Origin of the sequence: Mycobacterium mantenii (genome assembly GCF_001667865.1) — a bacterium.
GTDB classification, from domain to species: domain Bacteria; phylum Actinomycetota; class Actinomycetes; order Mycobacteriales; family Mycobacteriaceae; genus Mycobacterium; species Mycobacterium mantenii_A.
Map to the genome: position 1 here is coordinate 74839 of NZ_LZJP01000126.1, position 22466 is coordinate 97304.

Genomic DNA, 22466 nt, shown 5'->3' on the forward strand with positions numbered 1-22466 from the left:
GTTCCGTCGGCGTGGGACGTGACCATCGACCTGAAGGCCGCTGGTGCTCTCACCTAGAGCCGACGATCGCGCCCCAATGGCGCCGAGCTGGCATGCCGCGCACACCCCCGACCGCCCCGCGATCGTGATGGGTTCCAGTGGCGTCGCGGTGTCGTATGCCGAGCTGGATAATCGGTCACGTGACTTCGCCGCCGCGCTGCGTTCGCGTGGTTTGCGCGTTGGCGACCACGTGGCCATCTTGATGGGCAACAGCCACCGTTTTCTCGAGGTGGCATGGGCCGCGCAGCGGGCGGGCCTGTATTACACCCCGATCAACAATCACCTGCGGCCCGGTGAGGTGCAACACGTGCTGGACGACTGCGGGGCATCCGCGTTGGTGTCCAGCCGGGCGCTCGCCGACGTGATCGCGGATCTCGACATCTCACGCATTCCCGTCCATGTTTCGACCGATGGCGACCTCGCCGGGTTCGAGTGCTACGAGGATGTCGTGGCCGCGGGATCGGCGGCACCCCTCGACGTGGAGTGCGAGGGCCGCGAAATGCTGTACTCGTCGGGTACCACGGGGCGACCAAAGGGCGTACGTAAAGCCCTGCCGCGGTCGGCTTTTGGTGATCCCGCGTCAGTCGTGGCGCAGATCGCCGACGGACTCACCGCGGGTTCGCACGGCGAAGATTCGGTGTATTTGTGCCCGGCGCCGCTGTACCATTCCGCCCCGCTGGTCGGCTCGATGTCCTGGCACCGGGCCGGTGGGACGGTGGTCCTGATGGAAAAATTCGATCCCCGTGAATGTCTCCGGCTGATCGAGCGTTACCGGATCACCGATGCGCAGTTTGTGCCGACGATGTTCGTCCGCTTGCTCCGCCTGCCCCGTGCGGAGCGTGAGCGCTACGACGTGTCGAGCCTGCGCAGGGTGTTGCATACCGCCGCTCCATGCCCCGTCGCGGTGAAAAGGCAAATGATCGAGTGGTGGGGCCCCATCATCGACGAATACTACTCGGGCACCGAAGACCTCGGCGCTACCTACATCTCCGCACAGGAGTGGCTGGCCCATCCCGGTTCGGTGGGCCGGCCCATCGACGAATGTCATATCGTCGGCCCGGACGGCGAGGACCTCACCCCGGGGCGCCTGGGCGTGGTGTATTTCGCGGGCGGGCGCCATTTTGAATATCACCGGGACCCCGCCAAGACCGCATCGGTGACCCACCGAAAGGGTTGGCGCACACTCGGAGACATGGGCTACCTCGACGTCGAGGGGTACCTTTATCTCATCGACCGCGTTGCGCACATGATCATCTCCGGCGGGGTGAACATCTACCCGCAGGAGACAGAAAACGTGCTCATCGCCCACCCGCTGGTCGCGGATGTGGCGGTCATTGGTGTGCCCGATGACGATATGGGCGAATCGGTCAAAGCCGTTGTGCAACTCGTAGACCACGCCGAGCCGAGTGAAGACCTGGCCGCCCGGCTCCTTGATTACTGCCGTCCGGAATTGGCCACGTACAAATGTCCGCGAACCGTGGACTTCGTCGATGAGCTGCCACGCGATCCAAACGGCAAGCTGTACAAGAGGCTGCTACGCGACCGGTACTGGACGGGTCACGAATCTCGCGTCATTTGACGGTCGCTCGGCAGCCCCGCGCCGATGAATCCGACTCTCATCTCGGGTGGTTCATCAGGGCCAGCGCCGCGTCGGCCGCGTCGAGCACGGCTCCGCCGTTGGCCCCGGCCCGGTCGGCGAGGTCGACCACCAGCCGGACATCCTTCTGCAGCAGTCCTCCCGCGACACTGGCCAGCCGGTCCAGGCCGCCGATACCGCCAAGCGCGTTGAGCGCGAAGCTGTTTCCGCTGCTGCGGGAGATCACTTCGGTAAGGCGGTCCGGCTCGACACCGAGCGCCTCGGCCAGTGACAGCGCGGTCGCCGCGGTGGCCAGGTTGGCGGTGAACAACAAGTTGTTGAGCAGCTTGGTGGTCTGTCCGGAACCGAGCTCACCGAGATGGACGACGGGATCGGCGTAGGTTTCGAACACGGGACGGCAGCGCTCGACGACGTCGGTGTCGCCGCCGACCATCACCAAGAGGCGGCGCTCGGCCGCCGCGCTGCCACCGCCGCTCACCGGGGCGTCGATGACCGAAACCCCTTGGGAAGCGGCCTTGTTCGCAAGCTCTCGGCAGGTGTTCGGATGCACGGTGCTGTGCACGGCGATGACGCTGCCCGGCTTCATCGCCGACAGCAACCCGTTTTCGCCGCAGGCGAGTTCGTCGATGTCGGCGTCGCCGACCACGCAGAGGCAGACCAGGTCGCTGGCCGCGGCGAGCTCGGCGGGCGACTCGGCCATTTTGGCCGACGTGTCGGCGAACGCCTCGAGGGTTGCGGGTCTGCGCGCCCACAGCGTTGTCTCGTAGCCGCCGTCGACGATCCGCCGCGCCATCGGGCCACCCTGGCTGCCCAGACCGATGAACCCGACCTTCATCCCGCGGCCTCTTCGTCCGTCGTACGCGCGGCGACACACTCGTCGGCGAACGCAAGAACCTGCGCGTGATAATCCGCGGCGGTGTGGCCGAGGCTGATGTTATGCCCCGCGCCGGGTTGCCGGTGCAGGGTGAATCGCGGCGCCGCGGAGAACATCGCGGTGATCTCGTCTACCGCTGAATCGTCGGCCTGCCAGACTTTTTCGTGCTCGGCGATGCTGAAGTGCACTGGCACTCGCACGCCGGGGGCCAGCGTCGGGAAGGTCTGGCGGGCCCAGTCCGAAACCATCTGGTCCTCATAAGCCGGTGCCGATGGGGACACCGTCGCGCCGCCGAGGACCTCGGGCGGATACACGTGCTCTGGGCTCCACAGCAGGTCGCGCATGCCGGACGGGCGGCGTTCGCGGGTCGCCGTCTTGAGTATTTCCTTGGCCGCGGGGTGGTAGTGCCGGCCGGTGCCGGCCAGTTCGATGCCGAGCAGGTCGGCGCCGCGCTCGTCGGCGGCCATCCGCATGGTCAGCTCGCAGCCGCCTGAATGACCCATCACGAATATGCCCGCGCCGCTTGGTCGTTCGCCGATGATGCGCTCGACCGCGCCGTAAGCCAGGTTGACCCGCTGGTCACCCTCGACCATCGCCTCCGGGTAGGGCGCCGAACTGCCATAGCCGGGCCGGTCGATCGCCACCACGGTGAATCCCGCTGCGGCGCCGGTCCGTAGCAGCGAATACGACGGGTGGCCCGGGCAGTCGAAATACACGGCGGTGGTGCCCCCGCCGTGTATCGCCACGATCACGGCTTTGGGTTCGTCGACTTCAGCGACCAATGCCGACATCGGTACCCCGTCCACGATGACGAGCCGGGGACGGGGTGCGGCACTCATCTGTCGGCCCGCAGCAGGATCACGCCGCTGGGGGTGAGGCCGCCGCTGCTGACCACCCCGATTCGGGCGTCGGCGACCTGACGGTCGCCGGCCTCGCCGCGCAGCTGGGTGATGGCCTCGTGTAGCAGGCCCATGCCGTGGGTGCGGCCGTGCGACAGCTGGCCACCGTGCGTATTGAGCGGCAGCTGGCCGTCGCGGGCGATGTTCTTCCCGCCGTCCAGAAAGTCCTTGGCCTCGCCGATCCCGCAGAAGCCCAGCGCCTCGATCCAGGACAGGCAGTTGAAGGAAAAGCCGTCGTAGAGTTCAGCAACGTCAACGTCGCTGGGGCGCAGTGAGGTTCGCGTCCACACGTGCGCCGCCTGCCCGAGCACCTGCGGCTCGTGCGTCAGCGTGCTCTGGTCCCAGTCGAGTCGCTCGACGATCTGCGTGCCCACCGCTTCCACCAGGATTGGCGGCTTGGCCAGGTCGCGCGCGGCGTCGACGGCCGAGACGATGACGGCGATCGCGCCGTCGCAGGGCACGTCGCAGTCGTAGAGACCGAACGGGGTGGTGATGGGACGCGCGTTCAGGTAGTCGTCCATCGTCATCGGGGTCCGGTAGATGGCCGTTGGGTTGAGCTCGGCGTTGGCGCGCTGGTTCAACGCGATCCAGCCCAGCGTTTCTTTGCTGGTCCCGTACCGCTGGAAGTGCCGCTGCGCATTCATCGCCAAGGTGTGCGCCGCCGACGTGGCGCCGAATGGCATCTGCCAGCCCGACATTCGGCCCATCGACGGGGCGATCTTGCCCTGCTTCATGAGCTCGCCATGGGTGGCTTCCCACACCGTCCGGAAGCACAGCACGTGCCGCGCTAGCCCGCCCGCGACCGCAAGCATCGCGGCGATCACCGAACCACCCGGGCCGAAGGTTTCCATCGCGCCGTTGTGCCATGTCGGCCGGATGCCCAACGCGGCTTCAAGGGCGGTGGTGCCGCCCTCGCCCATTCCCGCCACGTTGATCGCGCCGGGGTAGGTGGACAGGCCGTCGATGTCGGCGTAGGTCAAGCCGGCGTCGGCGATGGCCGCCTCGCAGGCCTGCACCGTCAGCGCCAAGGGCAACTGCATCAACCTGCGCCCGATCGGTGACATCCCGATCCCGGTCAGCGCCACCTTGTCTTCGAACTTCTCCGCGGTGAGCATCGGGCGGACGTATTCGCCGAAGCGTTCCGGCGCGATCTCATCGACCGGAAGCTGACCGGGCTGCCCGTCGGCACTTGGTTTGAACAGCGGAAACCAGACGTCCTCGACCTGCTCGAACACCACCTCGACCTGCTGGCCGAGTTCCAGGTCGTCGAAGTCGCACTTTACGATGTTGGTGGTCAATCGCACGCGGGGATCCTCGGCGATCGCCACCTGGGCGATCACGTAGGGGGCTGCCAGCCCGGGCAGGCTGAACCGCTCGTTGATGGTGAATCCGGCGAGGGTCGCCCTGCCGGAGACCGCCCGTGCCCCGACATCGCGTGAGCGGCAGTACCGGCACACCGGAGCGGGCGGATGGATGAGGGCTTCGCAGGCCTTGCATTCCTGTAGGCGCAGCTTCCCGTCGGCGCCCGACGTCCAGAAGAATTCGTTGTCCTGCGTGATCAGGGGCAGCGGGCGTCCCGGTGCTGCTGACACGTCACCTCCGGGAGTCGAACGGCCGGCTCGGTAGGGCCATTATGCAAATCGGAGAATTACGTTATCACTCGAAGGAGGTGCTATCCAGACGCTCGGGCAATGCTCGTGCTGCCTGTCAGGCGAGGTGGGGCGTTTGCCGTCAGTACGGCACCCAGGTGCCGTCAAAATACGTACCCCATTGATGAAAGCCTGCGTTCCACATCGGTTCGTTCGGTGACCACCATGGCCGCGGCGGAGGGGGCGGTGGTACGTCCTGCGCGGCAAACGGGGGTGCATATGCAGGCGGGGATGCGTACCACGGCGGCAACGCCGGTGGTGGTTTGCATTCAAACGTCGACACATTCCACGACATGTTGGGATCGCACTGCGCTGAGCTGATCCCCGGCGTCGCGATCACCGCGACCGACATCGCCACGAAGGCGACCGCATTGACAGCGGCCAGACGACGAAAAAACCACCTCATGGTGGGCCTCCCATTGGGGCCATCCCCGACCTTGGCTGGTGTCAGCTTATGCCCCTGTTGCCGCCACTACCAGATCAAACATGCGAGCGACAACTTCGCTCCTCGTGGCATTTGCTCGGGGCCGGGAGCTATGCTCCAAGCGGTATCAAGTACTTAACATTCGGAGGGCTGGTTGCTCGACGCGGAGAAGATCCTGATCACCGGGGCGACGGGCAAGATCGCGTTTCCCATCGCACGCGCCCTGGCGGCGGCAGGAAACGAGGTATGGGGCGCCGCGCGCCTGAAAGATCCCGCAGCCCGCGAAAAGCTCGCCGCCGCCGGCATCAAACCGGTGGCGCTGGATGTCAGTGGCGGCGACTTCTCCAGTCTCCCTGAGGATTTCACCTACGTCTTTCACGCCGCGGTGGATACCGGCACGCAGGACTGGAACCGCTGCGTGGAAACCAACGCGCAGAACTCGGGCGAATTGCTGTACCACTGTCGCGGCGCCAAGGGTTTCGTCTTCTGTTCGACCGGCTCGATCTACGCCTACCAAGGCCGGCGACCGCTGACCGAAGCCGACCCACCCGGGGTGCCGCTACGCGCGAACTACAGCATCTCCAAGGTTGCCGCGGAAGCCGTGTGCACCTGGGTCGCCAGGCATTTCCAGATTCCGCTGACCATCATCCGGATCTGTTCAACGTACGGTCCGGAAGGTGGTGCGCCCGCTGATCGTCTCGATGCGATGCTCGCGGGCAAGCCCATCCGGCTGCATCCCGACAAGCCGAACAACTACAACCCGATCTACGAAGACGACTACGTAGAACTCGGGATCCGCGCCATGGAAGTCGCCGCAACACCGCCGGTCGTGGTGAATTGGGCCGGCAGCGAAACCGTCAGCGTCGAGGAGTATTGCGCGTACATGGGTGAACTGGTCGGCGTCGAGCCCATCTTCGAATACACGCCCGAGGCGCATACCCCGCTGTGGCCGGATGTCACCCACATGCACGACATCCTGGGCAGGACGAGGGTGCCCTGGCGTGACGGGTTCCGGCGAATGGTCGGGGCTCGCCACCCCGAAATCGCACTGCACCAACATGATTCGACGAGATCCTGAGGACCGACGCCATGCATCTTCCCGGCACGCCGTCGGACGAGGTCACCGAGATTCTCGCCACCGGCAACGGCGAGATCACCACTCTGTTCGTCTCCATGGCGACCCGCCATCCCGACGGGAAGGACGCCGAGTACCTGCGCTGGCACAGCCTGGACCACCGCCCGGAGCAGCACCGGTTGGCCACGGTGCGCGCCTCGTTACGCCTGGTGTCCACGCCGGCCTGTCGCTCCGCACGCGCGCTCGGCGACGGGCCGCTGGATGCGGTCGACCACGTGATGACGTACTTCTTCACTGACACCGCCGGACTTCACGATTTCAATGAACTGTCCACGGCGCTCGGGAATGCCGGCCGCAAACTGCCGCTGCTGCCGCCGGTGGAGCGCGGCGTGTACGAGGTGCAGAACAGGCTGGCGGCACACGGGGTCAAGGTCGGGTCGGACGTGCTGCCGTGGCTGCCTGTGCGCGGCGCGTTCGTGTTGGTCGAGCGGGGATCGGCGGCGCTGGAACCGCTGGTGGAAGTCGATGGTGTCGCTGGCGTCTGGTCCGCATTATCGCGTCGGGTCGATGCCAGCCTGGCCAGCGCACAGGAGAATCAGACGATCACCTATTGCTTCCTCGATGAGGATCCGATCGCCACCGCGGAAAGGCTGCGGCCGGTGCTGACGGCCCGCTGGGCCGAGGCGGGCATCGAACCCCTCTTCGCTGCACCATTTTTCACGATCGTTCCGTACGAATGGGACCGGTATGTGCCGTAGAAGGGGGTCACATGCGCATCGGCTTGATGGTTGGCTCGGACAAGGAGCGTTCGCGCGCTGATCGGCTCGCCGGGCTGATCGCCGATGCCGTCGCGGCCGAACGCGACGGTTTCACGGCGTTTTGGATGCCCCAGGTCCCTGGCTACCTCGACGCGATGACCGCCGTGGCCCTGATCGGGCAGGCCACCGATCGCATCGAGATCGGAACGGCCGTCGTTCCGATTCAGACCCGCCATCCGATGATCATGGCGCAACAAGCGATGACCACCCAGGTTGCTTGCGGGGGGCGGTTCACGCTCGGCATCGGTCCCTCGCATCATTGGATCGTCAACTCGCAACTGGGGTTGCCCTACGACCGCCCGGCGCGCCTGATGGGTGACTACCTCGACGTGCTCGACGCGGCCTTCGCCGGACCGGGAACGGTCGATGTCGACAACGAAAACTATTGCGTGCATTCACCGATCGACGTCACGGACGCATTCGAAATGGCGGTTCTGTTGTCGGCGCTTGGGCCGACCATGCTCCAACTCGCGGGCGCGCGGGCCGGTGGCACCGTTCTGTGGATGGCGGACGAGCGCGCGATCCGAGACCACGTCGTTCCGCGCATCGGTGCGGCGGCGAACCGGGCCGGGCGGGCCGCGCCCCGGATCGTCGCCGGTGTTCCCGTCGCGGTCTGCTCGGCCGGCGAGATCGACGATGCGCGCGGCTACGCCAGCGAGGTGCTCGGGCACGCGGATTTCTCGCCGAACTATGTGCGGCTGCTGCAGCACGGTGATGCCGAGGACGTCGGCGACACCATGGCGGCCGGCGACGAGTCGGCCGTCCTGGAGCGGCTGCGCCGGTATCGCGACGCGGGCGTCACCGACCTGGCGGTGCGAATCGTGCCGCTGGGCAAGGATGTTGGCGAGCGGACCGCGTCGCGACGTCGAACTCAGGAGTTCCTATCGTTGCTCTGCCCGAGCTTGTGAGCATTTGAAATCAGCGCGGTGGCAGGCCGAGGACGCGCTGGGCGATGATGTTGCGCTGAATCTCCGACGTGCCGCCGGCGATGGTGCCCGCGTAGCTGCTGATGTAGCGCGCGAACCAGCTGGCCGTGAAAAGATCGGGCGCGTAAGGGTTGTACGGGGCCGTCAGCATTTTGTCGCGCAGCCCGTCGGCCCCGGCCGCGTCCAGTGCGTGGCGCAGCGCGCTCTGTTCGGCCTCCGACCCGAACACCTTCAGCACGGACAAAGCTGCCACGTCCACTTCGCCGCGGGCGGCCCGGCCCAGCGCGGCCGACCCGAGCAGCCGGAGCGCGTAATAGTCCATCACGATGGTGGCGTAGTGGTCGGCGTTGACCTCGTCCGCCGGCCGAGAGTCCTCGAGCAGTTGCTCGAGCCGGTTCGCGAAGGCCATCCACATCAGGGTGCGCTCGTGGCCGAGCGACCCGTTGGCCACCCGCCATCCGCCGTTGAGCGGGCCGAGCAAGTTGTCCGCGGGCACCCGGACATCGTTGAAGAACACCTCGTTGAAGTCCAGCTCGTCCGAGTCATAGACCGAGGGGAAGGGGCGACGCACCAGACCGGGCGTGTCGGTCGGAACGAGAAGCGCGCTGATTCCCTTGTGCCTGGGAGCATTCGGGTCCGTGCGAACAAAGGTCAGGATGACGTCGGCGTCATGGGCGCCCGACGTCCATACCTTCTGCCCGTTGATCACGAACTCATCACCGACCAACTCGGCCTTCGTCCGCAGCCCGGCCAGATCGGAGCCGGCGCCGGGCTCACTCATTCCCAGCGACGCGGTCTTTTCGGCGCGCAGAATCGGGACGGCCCAGCGCCGCTTCTGCTCCTCGGTGCCGAAGGACAACAACGATGCCGCGATGATGCCGACGCCCTGGGGGTTGAAGCAGTGATAGATCCGGCGTCGCGACAGCTCCTCGCGATGGACGAACTGCTGCAGGATGTTTGCGTTTCGGCCGCCGAATTCGGGTGGGTTGCCCGGCAGTAGCCACCCGTGGTCGAACTGGAGCCGCTGCCAGCGGCGCGACCATTCGGGAACGTGCGAGGTCGACGAGGGCCGCTCCGCGGCTTGGGCCTGCGTCGGGAGATGTTCGGTGAGAAAGCCGACGAACTCCGCGCGAAACGCTTCTACCTCGCTGTCGAAGGTGAGCTGCACTGTTCGGACCTAAAACGGGTCAACGCGTAAATCCCCACTCCGCCTCGTTCTCTTCGGTTTTGAGGTGCTCGGCGGGATCCTCGGTGTCGGCGAGCGGCGGGTTATGGGAAGGCGAGGTGCGTTCACCGATCTCCGCGATGGCGTGTACCGGGCAGTCGAGCAGCGCCCGCATCACCGCGGCGCGATCGGCCTCCGCCACCGTGCCGTCCCCGATGAGGGATGCGTACCCCCAGTCGTCCAGCGAGAAGTACCCCGGCGCGTGTTTCGCGCAGATGCCGAAGCCGTCGCAAATGGTGCGGTCCAGACGGATTTTCATGCTTGCCTCACAGGTTCCGCCTCGTAGGGGCGGTCGGCGCGGAATGCGCCGCGGGCACAGTCCGGGCATCTGCCGCCGAGATGCGCGTCGACTTCGTCCGGGAACTGGTCGAGCAGGCTGGCCGCAACGTTGGTTGCGGCATCCAGCGTTCCGCACGCCCCGCGTCCGCGCAGCAACACCGACCAGCGGCGCAACCGTTCGACATCTTCGGTCGTCGCGGCGCCGTCGCGCAGCGCACCGGCGGCCGCGGCCATCGCCGCCGTCCCGTTGAAGCACGATCCGCATTGCCCGGCGTTTTCGCGGTCGAAGTAGGCCAGCACCGAGGCCGCCACCGCAACGGGACAGTCGTCGGTGATCACCGAAATCGCGCCGCAGCCCAGGCCACTGCCCACACGTCGCATGGTCTCGTGGTCCAGGGTCGTCTCCAACACGGAGCGGTTCAGCAACCCGGCGAAGTACCCGCCCATCAACGCCCCCCGCACCTGCTCGGTGGAAACCCCATGCAACGCAAGCAATTCGGTGAACGGCAGGCCGAGGGGGAGTTCGTAGAGAACCGGCGGCTTATCGGCCCCGGTGATGGTGGCCAAAAAGGTGCCCGGCGACAGCGTCGTGCCCTGCGACCGGAACTCCGCCGAACCGTGGCCCTGCAGGTAGGGCAGGTTCGCCAGGGTCTCGACATTGCTCACCAACGTGGGCCGGTCGCCGACACCCGCTTCGAACGGACGCGGCGGTTTGTCGGTCGGCTTGGCCGGGCCGCCGTTGATCGCCCGCACCGCGGCGGTCTCCTCGCCGGCGACGTATCCGGGCTGCACGGCGAGCATGTCGATCGTGACACCGAGCGCGTCGGGCTCCAGTTCGCCGAGAGCGGATTCCACGCTGTGCGCCGACTCCGGGTCGGACACATACACGTAGGCACGGCGAGCGCCCACCATCGCCGCGGCCAACCGCAAGCCGTCCAGCACCAGGTGCGGGCGGTTGCGCAGCAGCCAGCGGTCCTTGACCGAAGCCGGTTCTCCCTCCTCGCCATTCGCGACGACGACGGCGCCGCCGGTGTCCGCGATCAGGCGCCCGTTGTCGCGCACCGTCCGCAGCTTCACCGCCAGCGGAAACGCCGCACCGCCGCGGCCGACGAGACCGCTGGCGTCGACTTCGTTCAGGAATTCATCGGCATCGGCGAGCGGGCGGTAACCGCCGAGCTTGCGATAGGCGACCAGGTTTTCCCGGCCCTGAGCTTGTTCACACAGCAGCCGCGGTGTGCACCCGGGGAAGGTCGCGGTGGTGATGGTGGTGGACTGGGTGGTGTTCAAAGCTGGCCTGCCATCGTCTTAGTTAGGCTTCGCACATGCGAACTGCGGTGGTGAGGGTAAACGTCGACCCGAAAGGCGTGCTCACGCCCGCACAACTACGTGACGGCATGGCGGCGCTCCTCGAGCACGTTGCGGCGGCCGGCGCCGACATGGTCGAGAACGACCTGACGTCCATGCCCGCAAGCCGCCGCGAAGTGGAATTGCTCATCGCGGCCGAAGACGGCGACACGGCCAAAGGCGCCGCAATCGGGTTGTGCGCCAGATCGTTCGACGCCACGCCTATTCCCGGCGTAATCACGTTTGTCAGCCGCGGGACCGACGACGACGCCCATGGGGTGTTGTCCGCCTTTGGGCTGACCGGTGACATCGAGCGCACACCCGGCGATGACGGATTCGACATCGTCCACGTGACGCTGCGCGAGAAGGATCTCGAACGGATTCCGGAAAGCCGCGTCCACACGGCGCTGGAGGCGTCGCTCAACTGCGAGGTCCACATTCGCACCGTGTAGCGCCATTACGAACCCAAGAATTCGAGAATCGCGGGTGCCGCCTGCACCCAGGTGTCGAACATGTTGAAGTGTTGCACCCTGCCCGCGGCGCGGTCTTCGGACGCACGCTCCCAGGCGTCCTCGGGCCAGGGCGGGTCGATGAGCTTCGACCCCTTGATCAGGCAGCTGACTTCCAGCGACGTCCGCTTCGGATGATCCATGTCGTTCTCGCCGCCGCGAATGATCAACGTGGGAACCTTGATCCGGTCGAACATCTCGTCCTCGACGCCCGGAATGGTCTGTCCCGGTTTGGAGACGAAGGCGTTGAGCCAGCGCAACATCAGCTTGAGGAACTCGCCGGAGTCGAAGTCGAGGAACCGCTGCTTGTTGTTCGGGTTCTCCTCGATGCGCTCACGCCATTCGGCCACCTTCACCACGCCGTCCATGCCGGTGCCGCGGACCGCGAGGATGCTCGGGATGATGTAGAACGAGCCGAGCACGAAGGTGCCGTAGGTGCCGCCGACGATATTCCACACCACGAGCTTGGTGACCATCTCGGGGTAGAGCATCGTGGTGAGCATGGAATCCCTTGCCCCGCCAGAACCTCCGGCCAGGATGCAGCGCTCGAAGCCCAGGCCGGTCACCAGCTTATGCAGCGTCTCGGCACGCATGTGCGACTCGCTCTGCCCGTAGAACTGCACGTCCGAGGCGCCGCAGTTCGGCCGGTCCCACAGCAGCACTCGGTAGCCACCGGCCACCAGGGCGTCGGCCAGCGGACGCAGGCCGGGGATCTCCTTGCTGAACCGGCCGCCCGGCGTCAGGGCAATGAGATCGCCAGAGTCACCGAGGATTTCGTAGACGACATTTCCCCCGTTGATCTCAATAGATGGCACCCGATTCTCCTGTAGTTAGGCCTGAACCAAAACGTCGTTCCCGACGATGCGCACCGGATAGGTACGGATACTCCATTCCGGCTTGACCGCGGTGGTGCCGGTCGCCAGCTCGAAACCCCATTGGTGCCAAGGGCAGTAGATGTATTCCAGGTCGCGCACCATGACCGAGTCGCCCGGCGCGGTCTCGTCGACGATCGTGCGCCCCCGGGCTCGTCCCGAACACAGCGGGCCGCCCTGATGGGGGCAGTAATTCGCGATGGCGTAGAAGGTGCCGTTGACGTTGTAGACGCCCACGCCGTGCCGGCCGATCGGTACCAGTTTGTGTGTGCCCGGCGGGATTTCGTCTACCGTCGCGACGACATGCTCGCGGCCCTGGGCGAGACGTGGCTCGGGCCGCTTGGTTTCTTCCGCCAACTCAGAGCACCCGGACTTGACCCTCGAGAACCGGAACGGTCTCGGGCAGGTGGTAGGTCGCGATGCCGTTCTTGTACATGACCGCGTCGCGGGCATGCTTGGGTAGGTGCTTGACCAACCAGCGCGGGTCGTCGAACGTCCAGTGGGGGTAGTCCGAGGAGAAGAGCAAGATCTTCTCGCACTCCATCCATTCCAGCGCTCGGGTCAACTCGGTTTTGTCCTCGGGATAGTCCAGCGGCTGGGTGGTGAACTTGATGTGGTCCTTGACGTACTCCGACGGCTTGCGCTTGATGTCGACCCACGACTTGCGTGCTTCGTAAATCGCGTCCATGCGCCACATCAGCGGCAGGATCCAGGTGAACGCGTGCTCGACGAACACGATCCTCAGCGTCGGGAACCGGTCGAAGACGCCGTCGAAGATCAGGCTCATCACCTGGTTCGCGGCGAGCAAGGAGTAGGTCACCATGAAGTCGTGGTTGTAGCTGGGGTATCCCACCGGCGGCATCGGCAGCTCGTCGAAGTGGCTGCGCGACAGGTGACAGCTCACCGTGATGTCGTGCTTGGTGGCGGCCGCCCAGATCGGGTCGTACTTCGGATTGCCCCACGGCGGGCGCGGCTCGGCCTTGATCAGAATCTGCGCCATGTACGGGTGACCGGCCCAGCGCTCGATCTCGCGCACGGACTCTTCCGGCTCCTCGATCGCGGCACAAATCGAACCCCGCCACCGCTGGTGCCAGTTGTTGTGGCTGTCCAGCCAGTGATTGGCCTGCCAGTCGTTGAGCGCGCACGACATTGCATGCTGCGCTTCGGGAATGCGGGCCGGGTAGGCGGCGGGCTCCAGGATCGCGATGTCGGCGCCGGCCTCCATGATCAGCTGGCGGAACGCCAAGTCCGGGTCGCTGCAGGGGAATTCGCCGTTGGGCGGAAACGTGTCCACGCGCATCGCGTAGGAGTGCGCGTAGTCGGGGGCGTCGTAGTAGATCTGCTCGCCCACGTTTCGGGTGAGGAAGTACTTGCTGCGCCAGGGCTCAGGGAGGTAGGGAAGTAGCTCCCCCCGCTTGGGTGCCGGGTGAACATCCGAGTCGACGCACCGTACGGCTATACGCTCGGCAGCGGGAGCCCGCTCCTGCGAATGGGTCAACGTCATCTGAAACTCCTCGGTCTCACGTCGTACTTCTACTGTGCGCCCACCCCGGCGGGAATGTCTATGCCGTAGAGCTGCGCCGCGTTGCGCCAGCACAGCTTCTCGCGCTGCTCGACGGACAACACGCTGGGCAATTTCTTGACATCGCCGCACTGCCAGTGTGGATAGCTCGAACCGAACATCACCATGTCGTCCTTGCCGGTGAAGCCGAACCATTCGCCGGCGAACTCGACGTCGCCGGGGCCGTCCAGGCTGCCCTGAACGAAATACACGTGACCGGGCAGGTAGTCGCTGGGAATGCGCGGCGCCCAGGGCGTCTGTTCCAGGTGCGGCCGGCCGAACGTGTCCATGCGCCAGATGAACGGCGTCAGGAAGTCCGCGGCGCCGTCGCCCCAGACGAACTTGAGGCCATCGAAGCGCTCGAACACACCCTCGGCGATCATGTTCATCAGGTGGTAGAGGTAGTTCAGCGCCATGAAGCTGACGTATTGCTCGTAGGTCCGGGTGTTCCCGTTCGGCGTCGGCGCAAAAGCGATGCCCGATCCGACCTCGATGTGCGCGACCACGGGGAGGCCGGCATCGACGGCGGCCTCCCAGATCGGCCAAAACTGGGGTTTGCCGTAGAGCTCTCGGGACTGCAGCGGAACGCCGATCTGGACCACGCGTGGATGGGCGCGCCACTTCTCGATCTCGCGCAGCGCGCCGGGGATGTCGTCGGGGTTGACCCGGATGGTGCCGCGGAAACGCTCGCCGAACTCGCCGGAGTCCAGCCAGTTCGACACCATCATCTCGTTGTGCGCGGCATGCAGCGCGCTGCCCAGGTGCCGGTCCGGCATGATGCCGCGGGCCATCGGATGCAGCACTGCCACATCGACACCGCGCTTCGAAAACAGTTCATTGGCAACGAATTCCGGATCCGAACCCGGGTATTGGCGGTCGGGGCCCTCGGTGTTGGGCGCGTACTCACCGCCGGGGGCGCCGTACCAGTCCATCTCGTAGTCGGGGAAGCCGCGGCTCTTGAACGGCTCGCGCAGGGTCTTGCGCAGCGCCTTGTTGGACGGGAAGAAGATGTGCACGCTCGCGTCGATCAGCGGTGTGCTTGTCCCGTCAGCGTGTGTGATCACCAGACCCACCCTTCGGCTCCGGCAGCCAACGCAGGCCGTGCAAGGTCATATGCTAGCCAATCTAACATTTTCTTCAATCGTCTATCAATGGGTTTCCGGTAAGCATTTCGTTTAATCATCTGCCCTGGTAGGGGGCGTTTGGTTGTCATTTCGGCAAGTAGCGTTCTTCAATCAGGATAATACCATTCTCCCGGTTTGGGATGGATGCGATTCGCGTGGTTCATCACCACGCCGGCCGGCCCGACGGGCTATTCCGAAGGCCCGCCCACCGTGACGCCTGCGGCCCGCTCGAACGGTTTGATCACCGTCGTGAAATCGGAATCGGGCCCTTCATCGCGAGCCAATGCCTCCCACAACCGGCCGGTCGTCTCCGCGACCTCGGCGGGCACGCCGAGCGCTCTGGCCTCGTCGAGATAAAGACGCACATCTTTGAGCATCAGCCCGGTGGCAAAGCCGTAGTCGAAGGTGCGCGGCAGGATCGCGCGGGGGAACTTGTCGCGGCTTGCACTCGTCGCGCCGGACCCCGCGTTGAGCACCTCGATCATCACGCCAGGGTCGAGGCCGGCTTTGACGCCCATCACGACGACCTCCGCGGTCGCGGCCAACACGTTCGCCGCCAGGATGTTGTTCGCCAGCTTCATCGTCTGCGCCGAACCGGGTTTGTCGCCGACATACAGCGGCCGGCCCAAGGCCTCGAGCACGGTTCGTACGACAGCGAATTCGTCGCGCGGGCCGGACACCATGAGCGCCAGCGTCCCCTTCTGCGCCCCTCCGACACCGCCGCTGACCGGACTGTCCATCCCCACGATGTTGCGCCGGGCCAGAACGCCATGGATCTGCACCGCCATTTGGCTACCGACGGTGGACAAGTCGACATAGCGCCGTACGCGTGAACCTTCGATCACGCCCCCGACGCCGGTTGCCACTCCGAGTGACGCGCCCGGGGTGGGAAGGCTGGCCAGTACCGTCTCGGCGTGATCGGCGACCTCTTTGGGCGACGACGCCGGGCGCGCCCCCAGGGCGACGACGCGCTCGAGGGCCTCGCTGCGCGTGTCGAAGGCGACGACGTCGTGCTTCTCCTGAATCAGGCGACATGCCATGGGGAAGCCCATGTTTCCCAGCCCGATGAACCCGACCTCCACGATGCGCTCCTATTCCCGATGATGGCGACGCGCTGCGCCCGGCTCTGCCGCGCTAGCGATCGCCACTGTCCCGATCCCGTTCGGCGAAAACCTCGTTCGCGATGCGAAAGCTGTCGACGGCGGCCGGGACGCCGGCGTAGATGGCCACCTGCAGGAAGACCTCTCGGATCTCCTCACGGGTGACACCGTTGGTCAGCGCCGCCTTGAGGTGCGTGCGCAATTCGTTGGGCCGATTGAGCACCGAGATCATCGCCAGGTTGAGCAGGCTACGGGTCTTTCGCGGCAGCTCCTCGCGGCCCCACACGGCTCCCCAGCAGTACTCGGTGACGAGATCTTGCAGGGGTCCGGTGAAGTCGTCGGCGTCGGCCAGCGCGCGTTTGACGTACTCCTCGCCCAGCACCTCGGAGCGGATGTGGAGCCCCCGCTGGTAGGTTTCGCGATCCAATGCTTCCTCCTTCAAAGATGGATAACGACCGTCTTGGTGGCGCTGAATGTATCGAGCGCTTCGTAGCCTTTCTCGCGGCCGTAGCCGGACTTCTTGAAACCGCCGAACGGCAACTCCACCCCGCCTCCGGCGCCGTAAGTGTTCACGTAAACCTGGCCCGCGCGGATCTGTGCCGCGAGCCGGTGCCCACGGGAAAGGTCGGTCGTCCACACCGCGGCGATCAGACCGTACTGCGTGCCGTTGGCCAACTCGATCGCCTCGTCCTCGGTGCGGAATCGATTGACGGTCAGCACCGGGCCGAAGATCTCCTCCTGGGCAATCGGCGACGCGGGATCGGCGCCGTCGATGATCGTCGGGGAGAAGTAGGCGCCGTCAGCAAGTCGCGCATCGTTCGGAGGGCCACCGCCGCAGAGGATTTCGCCCTCAACGTTGTCGGCGAGCATGGTTTGCACCCGATGTTGCTGCTTTCGGGAGATCAACGGTCCGAGGTCGTGGTCCTCGATTCCGGGCCCTATTGTGGTCGACGACAAGTGCTGGCGGACCTCGTCGACCAACGTGTCGTGAACGGTGTCATGCACGAGCAGGCGCGACCCGGCCGAGCATGTTTGGCCGGCGTTCTGCAGAATCGCCTTCGCGATGGACTCCGCCGCACGGCCCAGATCCGCGTCGGGAAAAACGATCTGCGGCGACTTCCCGCCCAACTCGAGGGTCGTGGGCGTCACCCGATCGGCCGCGGCATGGGCGACCACCGAACCGATCTGAGTCGACCCCACGAAGCCCAGGTGATCGACGTCGGGATGTGCCGTGAGGGCTGAGCCGGCTTCCGCGCCGATGCCGGTGACCACGTTGAACACCCCGGGAGGCAGGCCGGCCCGCACCGCGAGGCCGGCGAATTCGACTGCTGTTCGAGGTGTTTCGTCGGCGGGCTTGGCCACCGCGCAGTTGCCTACCGCGATCGCGGGAGCCACAGCGCGGGCGAGCAGCTGCATCGGGTAGTTCCAGGCGACGATGTGACCGGTCACCCCGAACGGCTCGCGCCTCGTGTACGCGTGCAGATCCGCTGAGAGCGGAATGGTTTGGCCGTAGTAGGAGTCGATGGCGTGGCCGTAGAAGCGAAAGAAACGCGCGGCCACGGCCGCATCCGATCGCGCCTGGCTCAGCGGCTTTCCGGTGTCCTCGCTTTCGATTCGCGCCAACCCCGCGCCGTTCTGCTCGATGAGGTCGGCAACGCGCGTCAACAGGGTTGCCCGCGCCTCGGGAGATGTGTCCCGCCAGTGCTTTGACGCCGCTCGGGCCGCCCGAACAGCGCGATCCACTTCGTCGCTACCGCCGCGCGCCACCGATCCGAGGGATCGTCCGGTAGCTGGATCGATGTTGTCGTACACGTCTGCCGAGGACACGGATTCGCCGTTGATGAATGCCTGTGTGATGGTCACGGTGCCCCTTGACCTCTTTCGTCGCGCCAACGGTTATCTACACGTTAATGTATATTTCCGTGGTCACGACAACTCGGCGCGGGCGCCCGACGCAGGGCGAAGCCAAGAAGCTGCAACACAAGCTGCGCAAGGCGGCCGTCGCGACATTCGCCAAGCATGGCTACGACGCCACCACGATGGATGCGATCGCCAAAGCGGCCGGCATCACCCGGCGCACGCTCTACGCACGTTATCCCGACAAACGCGCGATCTTTCTCGACGTCATTCCCTGGGCGCTCACCCGCCGAACGGAGGACAAAGTCACCCAGGAACTCGATGGGGAGGATCTGCGCGGCGCTCTCCTCGCGGTCGGTCGGGCCGGTCTCGAGCGAGCGATCGATCCGAACATCGTGCGCCTGAAGCGGATCGCGATGAACGAATCGGCACGGTTTCCCGAATTCGCCGTCAGTGCGCATTCCATGACCTGGTCCCCACGTCACCGGCAGGTGATGGACCTGCTTGCTCGACACCAGCAGGCCGGGACCATCGAGGTCGATGACCTGGAGGTGGCCGCCGGTCACTTCATCGCGCTGGTCGAGCATTTACCGGCTCGGCTGGCTGACTGCGGGATCTATCGCAGTCCCGAGGAGGACGAGCGCCACCTGCAGTGCGCAGTCGACCTCTTCCTGCGCGGCGTCCTGCGTCGGGACTGAGCCGAGGCTTGGCTCCTCACGTAGCACCGCCTCTCGAGTTGGCAAAGTTCGGCAACGCAACCGGTGCGGGGATGCCGACTGCCCTAGACCGTTAATATACATTGGTGTTTACTTACTGGGGGCGGCGTCAACTAAGGAGCACCGGATGGCAACTGCAGTAGAGCGCTTAGTGAATTTGGTCGGGTCCGATGACTGCTTCGACATCGCGCCCGCCGAACTGCTCCCCCTGCAACTGGAAGCGGCCAACGAGCGGCTGCAGAGCCAGGCCCGGCCGATTCCACTGCTGGCCAACCGCGCCGAATCGGCTGGCGTCAAAGAGATCAAGCGGCCCGGTGATCTGGTGCCACTACTTTTCGCGCACACCACGTACAAGACCTACGCGGAAGGCTGGCTGAACGACGGCCAGTGGGACCGGATGGGCAGGTGGCTGGCGACCGTCTCCACCCGTGATGTGGAGGGCCTCGACACCAGTGGCGTGCAAACCCTCGATGACTGGATCAAGCAGCTGGAGACGGTCGGCCACTACCTCTCTTGTTCCAGCGGCACCACCGGCAAGCCCGCCATGCTTTCCTGCACCGAGGGCGACATCGAACTCTCCGCCCGGGTCAACATCGAGGCGCTGTTGTGGGCCACCGGCTTAACCCGCGGCGAGGACCGCAAATTCTTAGGCCTGGGGCCACAATTCGCCGCACCACGCGAGGACGCCATCCGGCAGGCGATGGTCGACTGCTTCTCGCCGAAATACCCGCCCTACCAATTCGGCGACGGCGAGCCGATCACCGTCGGATCGATGGTCGACATCATCACATTGCGTCGCAAGCTCACCGACGGAACCGCACGTCCCAGCGAGATCGCCGAGTTCGAACGCATCGCCGCGCAGCGCGGAGCCGACATGGAAACGTCGGCGAAGAAGGCGGTCGACGCCGTGATCGAAGCCCGCAACCTGCCGCTGCTGGCCACCGGCATGTTCGCCACGCTTTATCGGATCGCCGAGGGCATTCGCGCCAAAGGGCACGGTGGCGACGATTTCCATAAAGACAACGCGATGATGGTAGCCGGGGGGCTCAAAGGCGCTGCGCTACCGGAGAATTACCGCGAATACGTGTTGGAGACGTTCAACGTTTCGAGCGATCGGTTGTACCACGCTTACAGCATGCGCGAGATCAATGCGACCTTCCCCTTATGCCATGCGGGGCGCTATCACATCTCGCCCTGGGTGATCATGCTGCCGCTGGACACCGCCGGCGAGCAATTACTGGATCCCGCCGGCGGTGAGATCGAGGCCCGGGCAGCCTTCTTCGACGCCTCGATCGAAGGCCGCTGGGGAGGCGTGATCAGCGGAGACCGGATCAGCGCCAGCTTCGGCAAGTGTCAGTGCGGGCATCAGGGGCCGACGGTAGGCCGCGAGATCACGCGATACGCCGACCTGCCCGGCGGCGACAAGATCACCTGCGCCGGCAGCGTCGACGCCTATGTACGGGGCGTCGCATGACCACGTTGTCGGCGCCCCATTTTGTGCAGGGCGTGCTGGTCGAAGGGACCGGGATTCGTCACCGATCGCGCGATCTCGGCGCCGATTTCGTCACTCCCGCAATCGATCTTGATGCACTGATAATGGCGCGATCGCAGCTGCCGCCGCTGCTGGACGTCAAGCTCGCCGAGATCATCGACTTCCTGGCCGAAACGGGGGTGCGCCTGGATCTGGACCGCAACCCGCACCTGCAGCAATGCCTGGAGCTGATCGCGGCCACAAATCCGTTGCCGCGCCGGGTGGTCGAGAATCTCTATCGCCAAGCCCCGATGTACCTGACCAGGCCGCTCTTGGAAAGCATGGTCGATTCGAACTTCGCCGATCGCCAGGCTCTGGACGGATGGGTCGAGCGCGTCGACCCATACGGCAACAAGGGTGCGGTGCGCGCGTTTCCGTCGCGAATGGTGCACATGCTGGCCGGCAATGCCCCGTCGGGATGCGTCGCGTCGATCGCACAGGGTGCCCTGGTCAAGGCGGTCAATCTGTTCAAGCTGCCGTCGAGTGACCCCTTCACCACGGTGGCCGTGTTGCGCACCATGGCAGAGATCGACCCGAAACACCCTGTGGTGCGGTCGATGTCGGCGATCTACTGGCAGGGCGGCGACACCGCCATCGAGCGCACCCTGTACCGGCCGCAGTACTTCGACAAGATCGTTGCCTGGGGAGGAGGCGAGGCGATCAACAACGTCATCCAGTACCTGGGCCCGGGGATCCAATTGATCTCCTTCGATCCGAAGTCCTCGATTTCGATGATCGGACGCGAGGCGTTCGAGTCCGAGGACCGCATCGCCGACGTCGCCGATCGGCTGGCGGCCGACACCACGGTGTTCAACCAGGAGGCGTGCTTGGCCAGCCGCTTCGCGTTCGTGGAAGGCGAACGGGCCCAAGTCGAATCGCTGTGCTCCGCGCTGGCACGGCGGCTGGCCGTGGACCGCGATTTCGCCTCTGCGGTGGGCCCGCCACTGCCGGCTGAGGTGCGCGACGAGATCCAGGTGATGGAGGCCATGGGCGAACTCACCGTGTGGGGCGCTTTCGACGGGCGCGGCCTGGTCATCCTTTCGGATCGCCCCGTCGAATTTCAGCCCACCAATAAGACATCGAACGTTGTGATGGTCCCGTCACTCGACGACGCGGTCCGTCATGTCAACGTTGCCACTCAAACCATTGGTGTGTACCCGTACGAACGCAAAGCGCAGCTGCGGGATCGGCTGGCAAGCGCCGGGGCGCAACGTCTGTGCCGGCTCGGAACCGCGAACGCCCACGTGCTCGGTAGCCCGCACGATGCGATGTATCCGTTGCAGCGGTTCGTTCACTGGATGGGCGACGACGACATCGCCAGTGCCGACGTGTGAGCCTCGCGGTCGCGCCACACGCTAGCGTGAGGGAGCCAAAGTTGAGGAGCGGCAGTGACCGGAGCAAGCGCGGACATCTGGGAAGTGATGTCGACGGCCCGAACGATCCGGCGCTTCACCGACGAACCGGTGGACGACGCGACCCTGGCGCGCTGCCTCGAGGCGGCCAGGTGGGCTCCTTCGGGCGCCAACGCGCAGGGCTGGCGTTTCGTGGTGCTGCGGTCGCCCGAGCAGCGGGCCGTGGTGGCCAAGGCCGCCGCCCACGCGCTGGAGGTGATCGAGCCGGTTTACGGCATGAGCCGGCCCGCCCCCGACGACAACAGCCGCCGGGCCCGTACCTACCGTGCGACGTACGAATTGCACGACCGCGCCGGTGAATTCACCTCGGTGTTGTTCGCCCAGGCGCACTACCCGACGGCATCGGAACTCCTGCTCGGCGGTTCGATCTTTCCCGCCATGCAGAACTTTCTGCTGGCCGCGCGCGCCCAGGGGCTGGGCGCCTGCCTGACCAGCTGGGCGTCGTACGGCGGTGAACAACTGCTGAGGGAAGCCGTCGGCATACCCGACGGCTGGATGATCGCCGGCCACGTCGTGATCGGGTGGCCGAAGGGCAACCACGGGCCGCTGCGCCGCCGCCCGCTGGCCGAGTTCGTCAACCTCGACCGCTGGGATAACGCCGCCGACGGCCTGACCAGCGTCTAAGTCACCGGAGG

General features: G+C 65.7%; 22 protein-coding genes. 9 read left to right on the forward strand and 13 right to left on the reverse strand.

The window, feature by feature from the left end:
• Window positions 1–76 precede the first annotated feature (76 nt).
• Window positions 77–1618, forward strand: a complete 1542-nt coding sequence (locus A5688_RS24130; protein WP_067909770.1) for an acyl-CoA synthetase — start codon at window positions 77–79, stop codon at window positions 1616–1618.
• A gap of 37 nt (window positions 1619–1655) precedes the next feature.
• On the opposite strand, the gene A5688_RS24135 is transcribed toward A5688_RS24130, so the two are convergent.
• Genes A5688_RS24135 through A5688_RS24145 form a run of 3 tightly spaced genes read right to left on the reverse strand, consistent with a single transcriptional unit; the run spans window position 1656 to window position 5001 of the window.
• Entirely contained in the window at window positions 1656–2510 is an 855-nt protein-coding gene (locus A5688_RS24135) for an NAD(P)-dependent oxidoreductase (protein ID WP_242660244.1), read from the reverse strand.
• Window positions 2468–3349, reverse strand: coding sequence for an alpha/beta hydrolase (locus A5688_RS24140; protein WP_067832244.1), 882 nt, complete (start codon window positions 3347–3349; stop codon window positions 2468–2470). The genes A5688_RS24135 and A5688_RS24140 overlap by 43 nt, the downstream gene beginning before the upstream one ends.
• Window positions 3346–5001, reverse strand: coding sequence for a thiolase C-terminal domain-containing protein (locus tag A5688_RS24145; RefSeq protein WP_067909774.1), 1656 nt, complete (start codon window positions 4999–5001; stop codon window positions 3346–3348). Before A5688_RS24145 ends, A5688_RS24140 begins: the two co-directional genes overlap by 4 nt.
• Window positions 5002–5636: 635 nt before the next feature.
• Between A5688_RS24145 and A5688_RS24150 the strand changes: the two genes are divergently transcribed.
• From A5688_RS24150 to A5688_RS24160, 3 genes are read left to right on the forward strand one after another with little or no spacing between them, the layout of a single operon-like run.
• A complete protein-coding gene (locus tag A5688_RS24150; RefSeq protein WP_067832249.1) occupies window positions 5637–6560 on the forward strand; it encodes an NAD-dependent epimerase/dehydratase family protein in 924 nt (307 codons plus the stop codon).
• Between the two features lie 11 nt (window positions 6561–6571).
• Entirely contained in the window at window positions 6572–7315 is a 744-nt protein-coding gene (locus tag A5688_RS24155; protein WP_067909777.1) for a hypothetical protein, read from the forward strand.
• Between the two features lie 11 nt (window positions 7316–7326).
• Window positions 7327–8283, forward strand: a complete 957-nt coding sequence (locus tag A5688_RS24160) for an LLM class F420-dependent oxidoreductase (RefSeq protein ID WP_067909780.1) — start codon at window positions 7327–7329, stop codon at window positions 8281–8283.
• Window positions 8284–8293: 10 nt separating this feature from the next.
• Here the strand turns inward: A5688_RS24160 and A5688_RS24165 are convergent, their stop codons facing one another.
• Genes A5688_RS24165 through A5688_RS24175 form a run of 3 tightly spaced genes read right to left on the reverse strand, consistent with a single transcriptional unit; the run spans window position 8294 to window position 11092 of the window.
• Window positions 8294–9469: an acyl-CoA dehydrogenase family protein gene (locus A5688_RS24165; protein ID WP_067832255.1), complete on the reverse strand. Its 1176-nt coding sequence runs from the start codon at window positions 9467–9469 to the stop codon at window positions 8294–8296.
• Window positions 9470–9488: 19 nt separating this feature from the next.
• Complete coding sequence (locus A5688_RS24170; protein WP_067832257.1) at window positions 9489–9785, reverse strand: ferredoxin; 297 nt, start codon at window positions 9783–9785, stop codon at window positions 9489–9491.
• Entirely contained in the window at window positions 9782–11092 is a 1311-nt protein-coding gene (locus tag A5688_RS24175) for an NADH-ubiquinone oxidoreductase-F iron-sulfur binding region domain-containing protein (protein ID WP_067909783.1), read from the reverse strand. The genes A5688_RS24170 and A5688_RS24175 overlap by 4 nt, the downstream gene beginning before the upstream one ends.
• Window positions 11093–11127: 35 nt before the next feature.
• Here A5688_RS24175 and A5688_RS24180 point away from each other — a divergent pair, with 35 nt between their 5' ends.
• Entirely contained in the window at window positions 11128–11601 is a 474-nt protein-coding gene (locus tag A5688_RS24180; protein WP_067909786.1) for a hypothetical protein, read from the forward strand.
• A 5-nt stretch (window positions 11602–11606) separates the two neighbouring features.
• Here A5688_RS24180 and A5688_RS24185 read toward each other — a convergent pair whose 3' ends face one another.
• The 7 genes from A5688_RS24185 to A5688_RS24215 all read right to left on the reverse strand — a co-directional run bounded on the left by A5688_RS24185 (window position 11607) and on the right by A5688_RS24215 (window position 18178).
• Window positions 11607–12473 (reverse strand): alpha/beta fold hydrolase, encoded by an 867-nt coding sequence (locus A5688_RS24185; protein ID WP_067909789.1) that lies wholly within the window; start codon window positions 12471–12473, stop codon window positions 11607–11609.
• Between the two features lie 15 nt (window positions 12474–12488).
• The gene (locus A5688_RS24190; protein ID WP_067832265.1) at window positions 12489–12887 is read right to left on the reverse strand and encodes a Rieske (2Fe-2S) protein; all 399 of its coding nucleotides are present in this window, start codon (window positions 12885–12887) and stop codon (window positions 12489–12491) included.
• Between the two features lies 1 nt (window position 12888).
• Window positions 12889–14034 (reverse strand): amidohydrolase family protein, encoded by a 1146-nt coding sequence (locus A5688_RS24195; RefSeq protein ID WP_067832267.1) that lies wholly within the window; start codon window positions 14032–14034, stop codon window positions 12889–12891.
• Window positions 14035–14063: 29 nt separating this feature from the next.
• Entirely contained in the window at window positions 14064–15155 is a 1092-nt protein-coding gene (locus tag A5688_RS24200) for an amidohydrolase family protein (RefSeq protein WP_067909826.1), read from the reverse strand.
• Window positions 15156–15403: 248 nt separating this feature from the next.
• The gene (locus A5688_RS24205; protein WP_067909792.1) at window positions 15404–16297 is read right to left on the reverse strand and encodes an NAD(P)-dependent oxidoreductase; all 894 of its coding nucleotides are present in this window, start codon (window positions 16295–16297) and stop codon (window positions 15404–15406) included.
• Between the two features lie 52 nt (window positions 16298–16349).
• Window positions 16350–16742, reverse strand: a complete 393-nt coding sequence (locus A5688_RS24210; RefSeq protein WP_067909795.1) for a carboxymuconolactone decarboxylase family protein — start codon at window positions 16740–16742, stop codon at window positions 16350–16352.
• Between the two features lie 11 nt (window positions 16743–16753).
• Window positions 16754–18178 carry an aldehyde dehydrogenase family protein gene (locus A5688_RS24215; protein ID WP_067909799.1) on the reverse strand — a complete coding sequence of 475 codons (1425 nt, stop codon included), beginning with the start codon at window positions 18176–18178 and terminating at the stop codon, window positions 16754–16756.
• 47 nt (window positions 18179–18225) lie between these two features.
• Between A5688_RS24215 and A5688_RS24220 the strand changes: the two genes are divergently transcribed.
• From A5688_RS24220 to A5688_RS24235, 4 genes are all read left to right on the forward strand, one after another.
• Window positions 18226–18870, forward strand: coding sequence for a TetR/AcrR family transcriptional regulator (locus tag A5688_RS24220; protein ID WP_067909802.1), 645 nt, complete (start codon window positions 18226–18228; stop codon window positions 18868–18870).
• A 145-nt stretch (window positions 18871–19015) separates the two neighbouring features.
• Window positions 19016–20362, forward strand: a complete 1347-nt coding sequence (locus A5688_RS24225) for a hypothetical protein (RefSeq protein WP_067909805.1) — start codon at window positions 19016–19018, stop codon at window positions 20360–20362.
• A complete protein-coding gene (locus A5688_RS24230) occupies window positions 20359–21753 on the forward strand; it encodes an acyl-CoA reductase (RefSeq protein WP_067909808.1) in 1395 nt (464 codons plus the stop codon). The genes A5688_RS24225 and A5688_RS24230 overlap by 4 nt, the downstream gene beginning before the upstream one ends.
• A gap of 87 nt (window positions 21754–21840) precedes the next feature.
• Window positions 21841–22455, forward strand: coding sequence for a nitroreductase family protein (locus A5688_RS24235; RefSeq protein WP_067832280.1), 615 nt, complete (start codon window positions 21841–21843; stop codon window positions 22453–22455).
• The last annotated feature ends 11 nt before the right edge of the window (window positions 22456–22466 follow it).

Bases quoted from the DNA above. Each gene is read 5' to 3' on its own strand.
- A5688_RS24130 (WP_067909770.1), top strand. From the start codon at position 77: ATGGCGCCGAGCTGGCATGCCGCGCACACCCCCGACCGCCCCGCGATC.
- A5688_RS24180 (WP_067909786.1), top strand. From the start codon at position 11,128: ATGCGAACTGCGGTGGTGAGGGTAAACGTCGACCCGAAAGGCGTGCTC.
- A5688_RS24170 (WP_067832257.1), bottom strand. From the start codon at position 9,785: ATGAAAATCCGTCTGGACCGCACCATTTGCGACGGCTTCGGCATCTGC.
- A5688_RS24225 (WP_067909805.1), top strand. From the start codon at position 19,016: ATGGCAACTGCAGTAGAGCGCTTAGTGAATTTGGTCGGGTCCGATGAC.
- A5688_RS24155 (WP_067909777.1), top strand. From the start codon at position 6,572: ATGCATCTTCCCGGCACGCCGTCGGACGAGGTCACCGAGATTCTCGCC.
- A5688_RS24235 (WP_067832280.1), top strand. From the start codon at position 21,841: ATGTCGACGGCCCGAACGATCCGGCGCTTCACCGACGAACCGGTGGAC.
- A5688_RS24220 (WP_067909802.1), top strand. From the start codon at position 18,226: ATGTATATTTCCGTGGTCACGACAACTCGGCGCGGGCGCCCGACGCAG.
- A5688_RS24195 (WP_067832267.1), bottom strand. From the start codon at position 14,034: ATGACGTTGACCCATTCGCAGGAGCGGGCTCCCGCTGCCGAGCGTATA.
- A5688_RS24140 (WP_067832244.1), bottom strand. From the start codon at position 3,349: ATGAGTGCCGCACCCCGTCCCCGGCTCGTCATCGTGGACGGGGTACCG.
- A5688_RS24160 (WP_067909780.1), top strand. From the start codon at position 7,327: ATGCGCATCGGCTTGATGGTTGGCTCGGACAAGGAGCGTTCGCGCGCT.
- A5688_RS24230 (WP_067909808.1), top strand. From the start codon at position 20,359: ATGACCACGTTGTCGGCGCCCCATTTTGTGCAGGGCGTGCTGGTCGAA.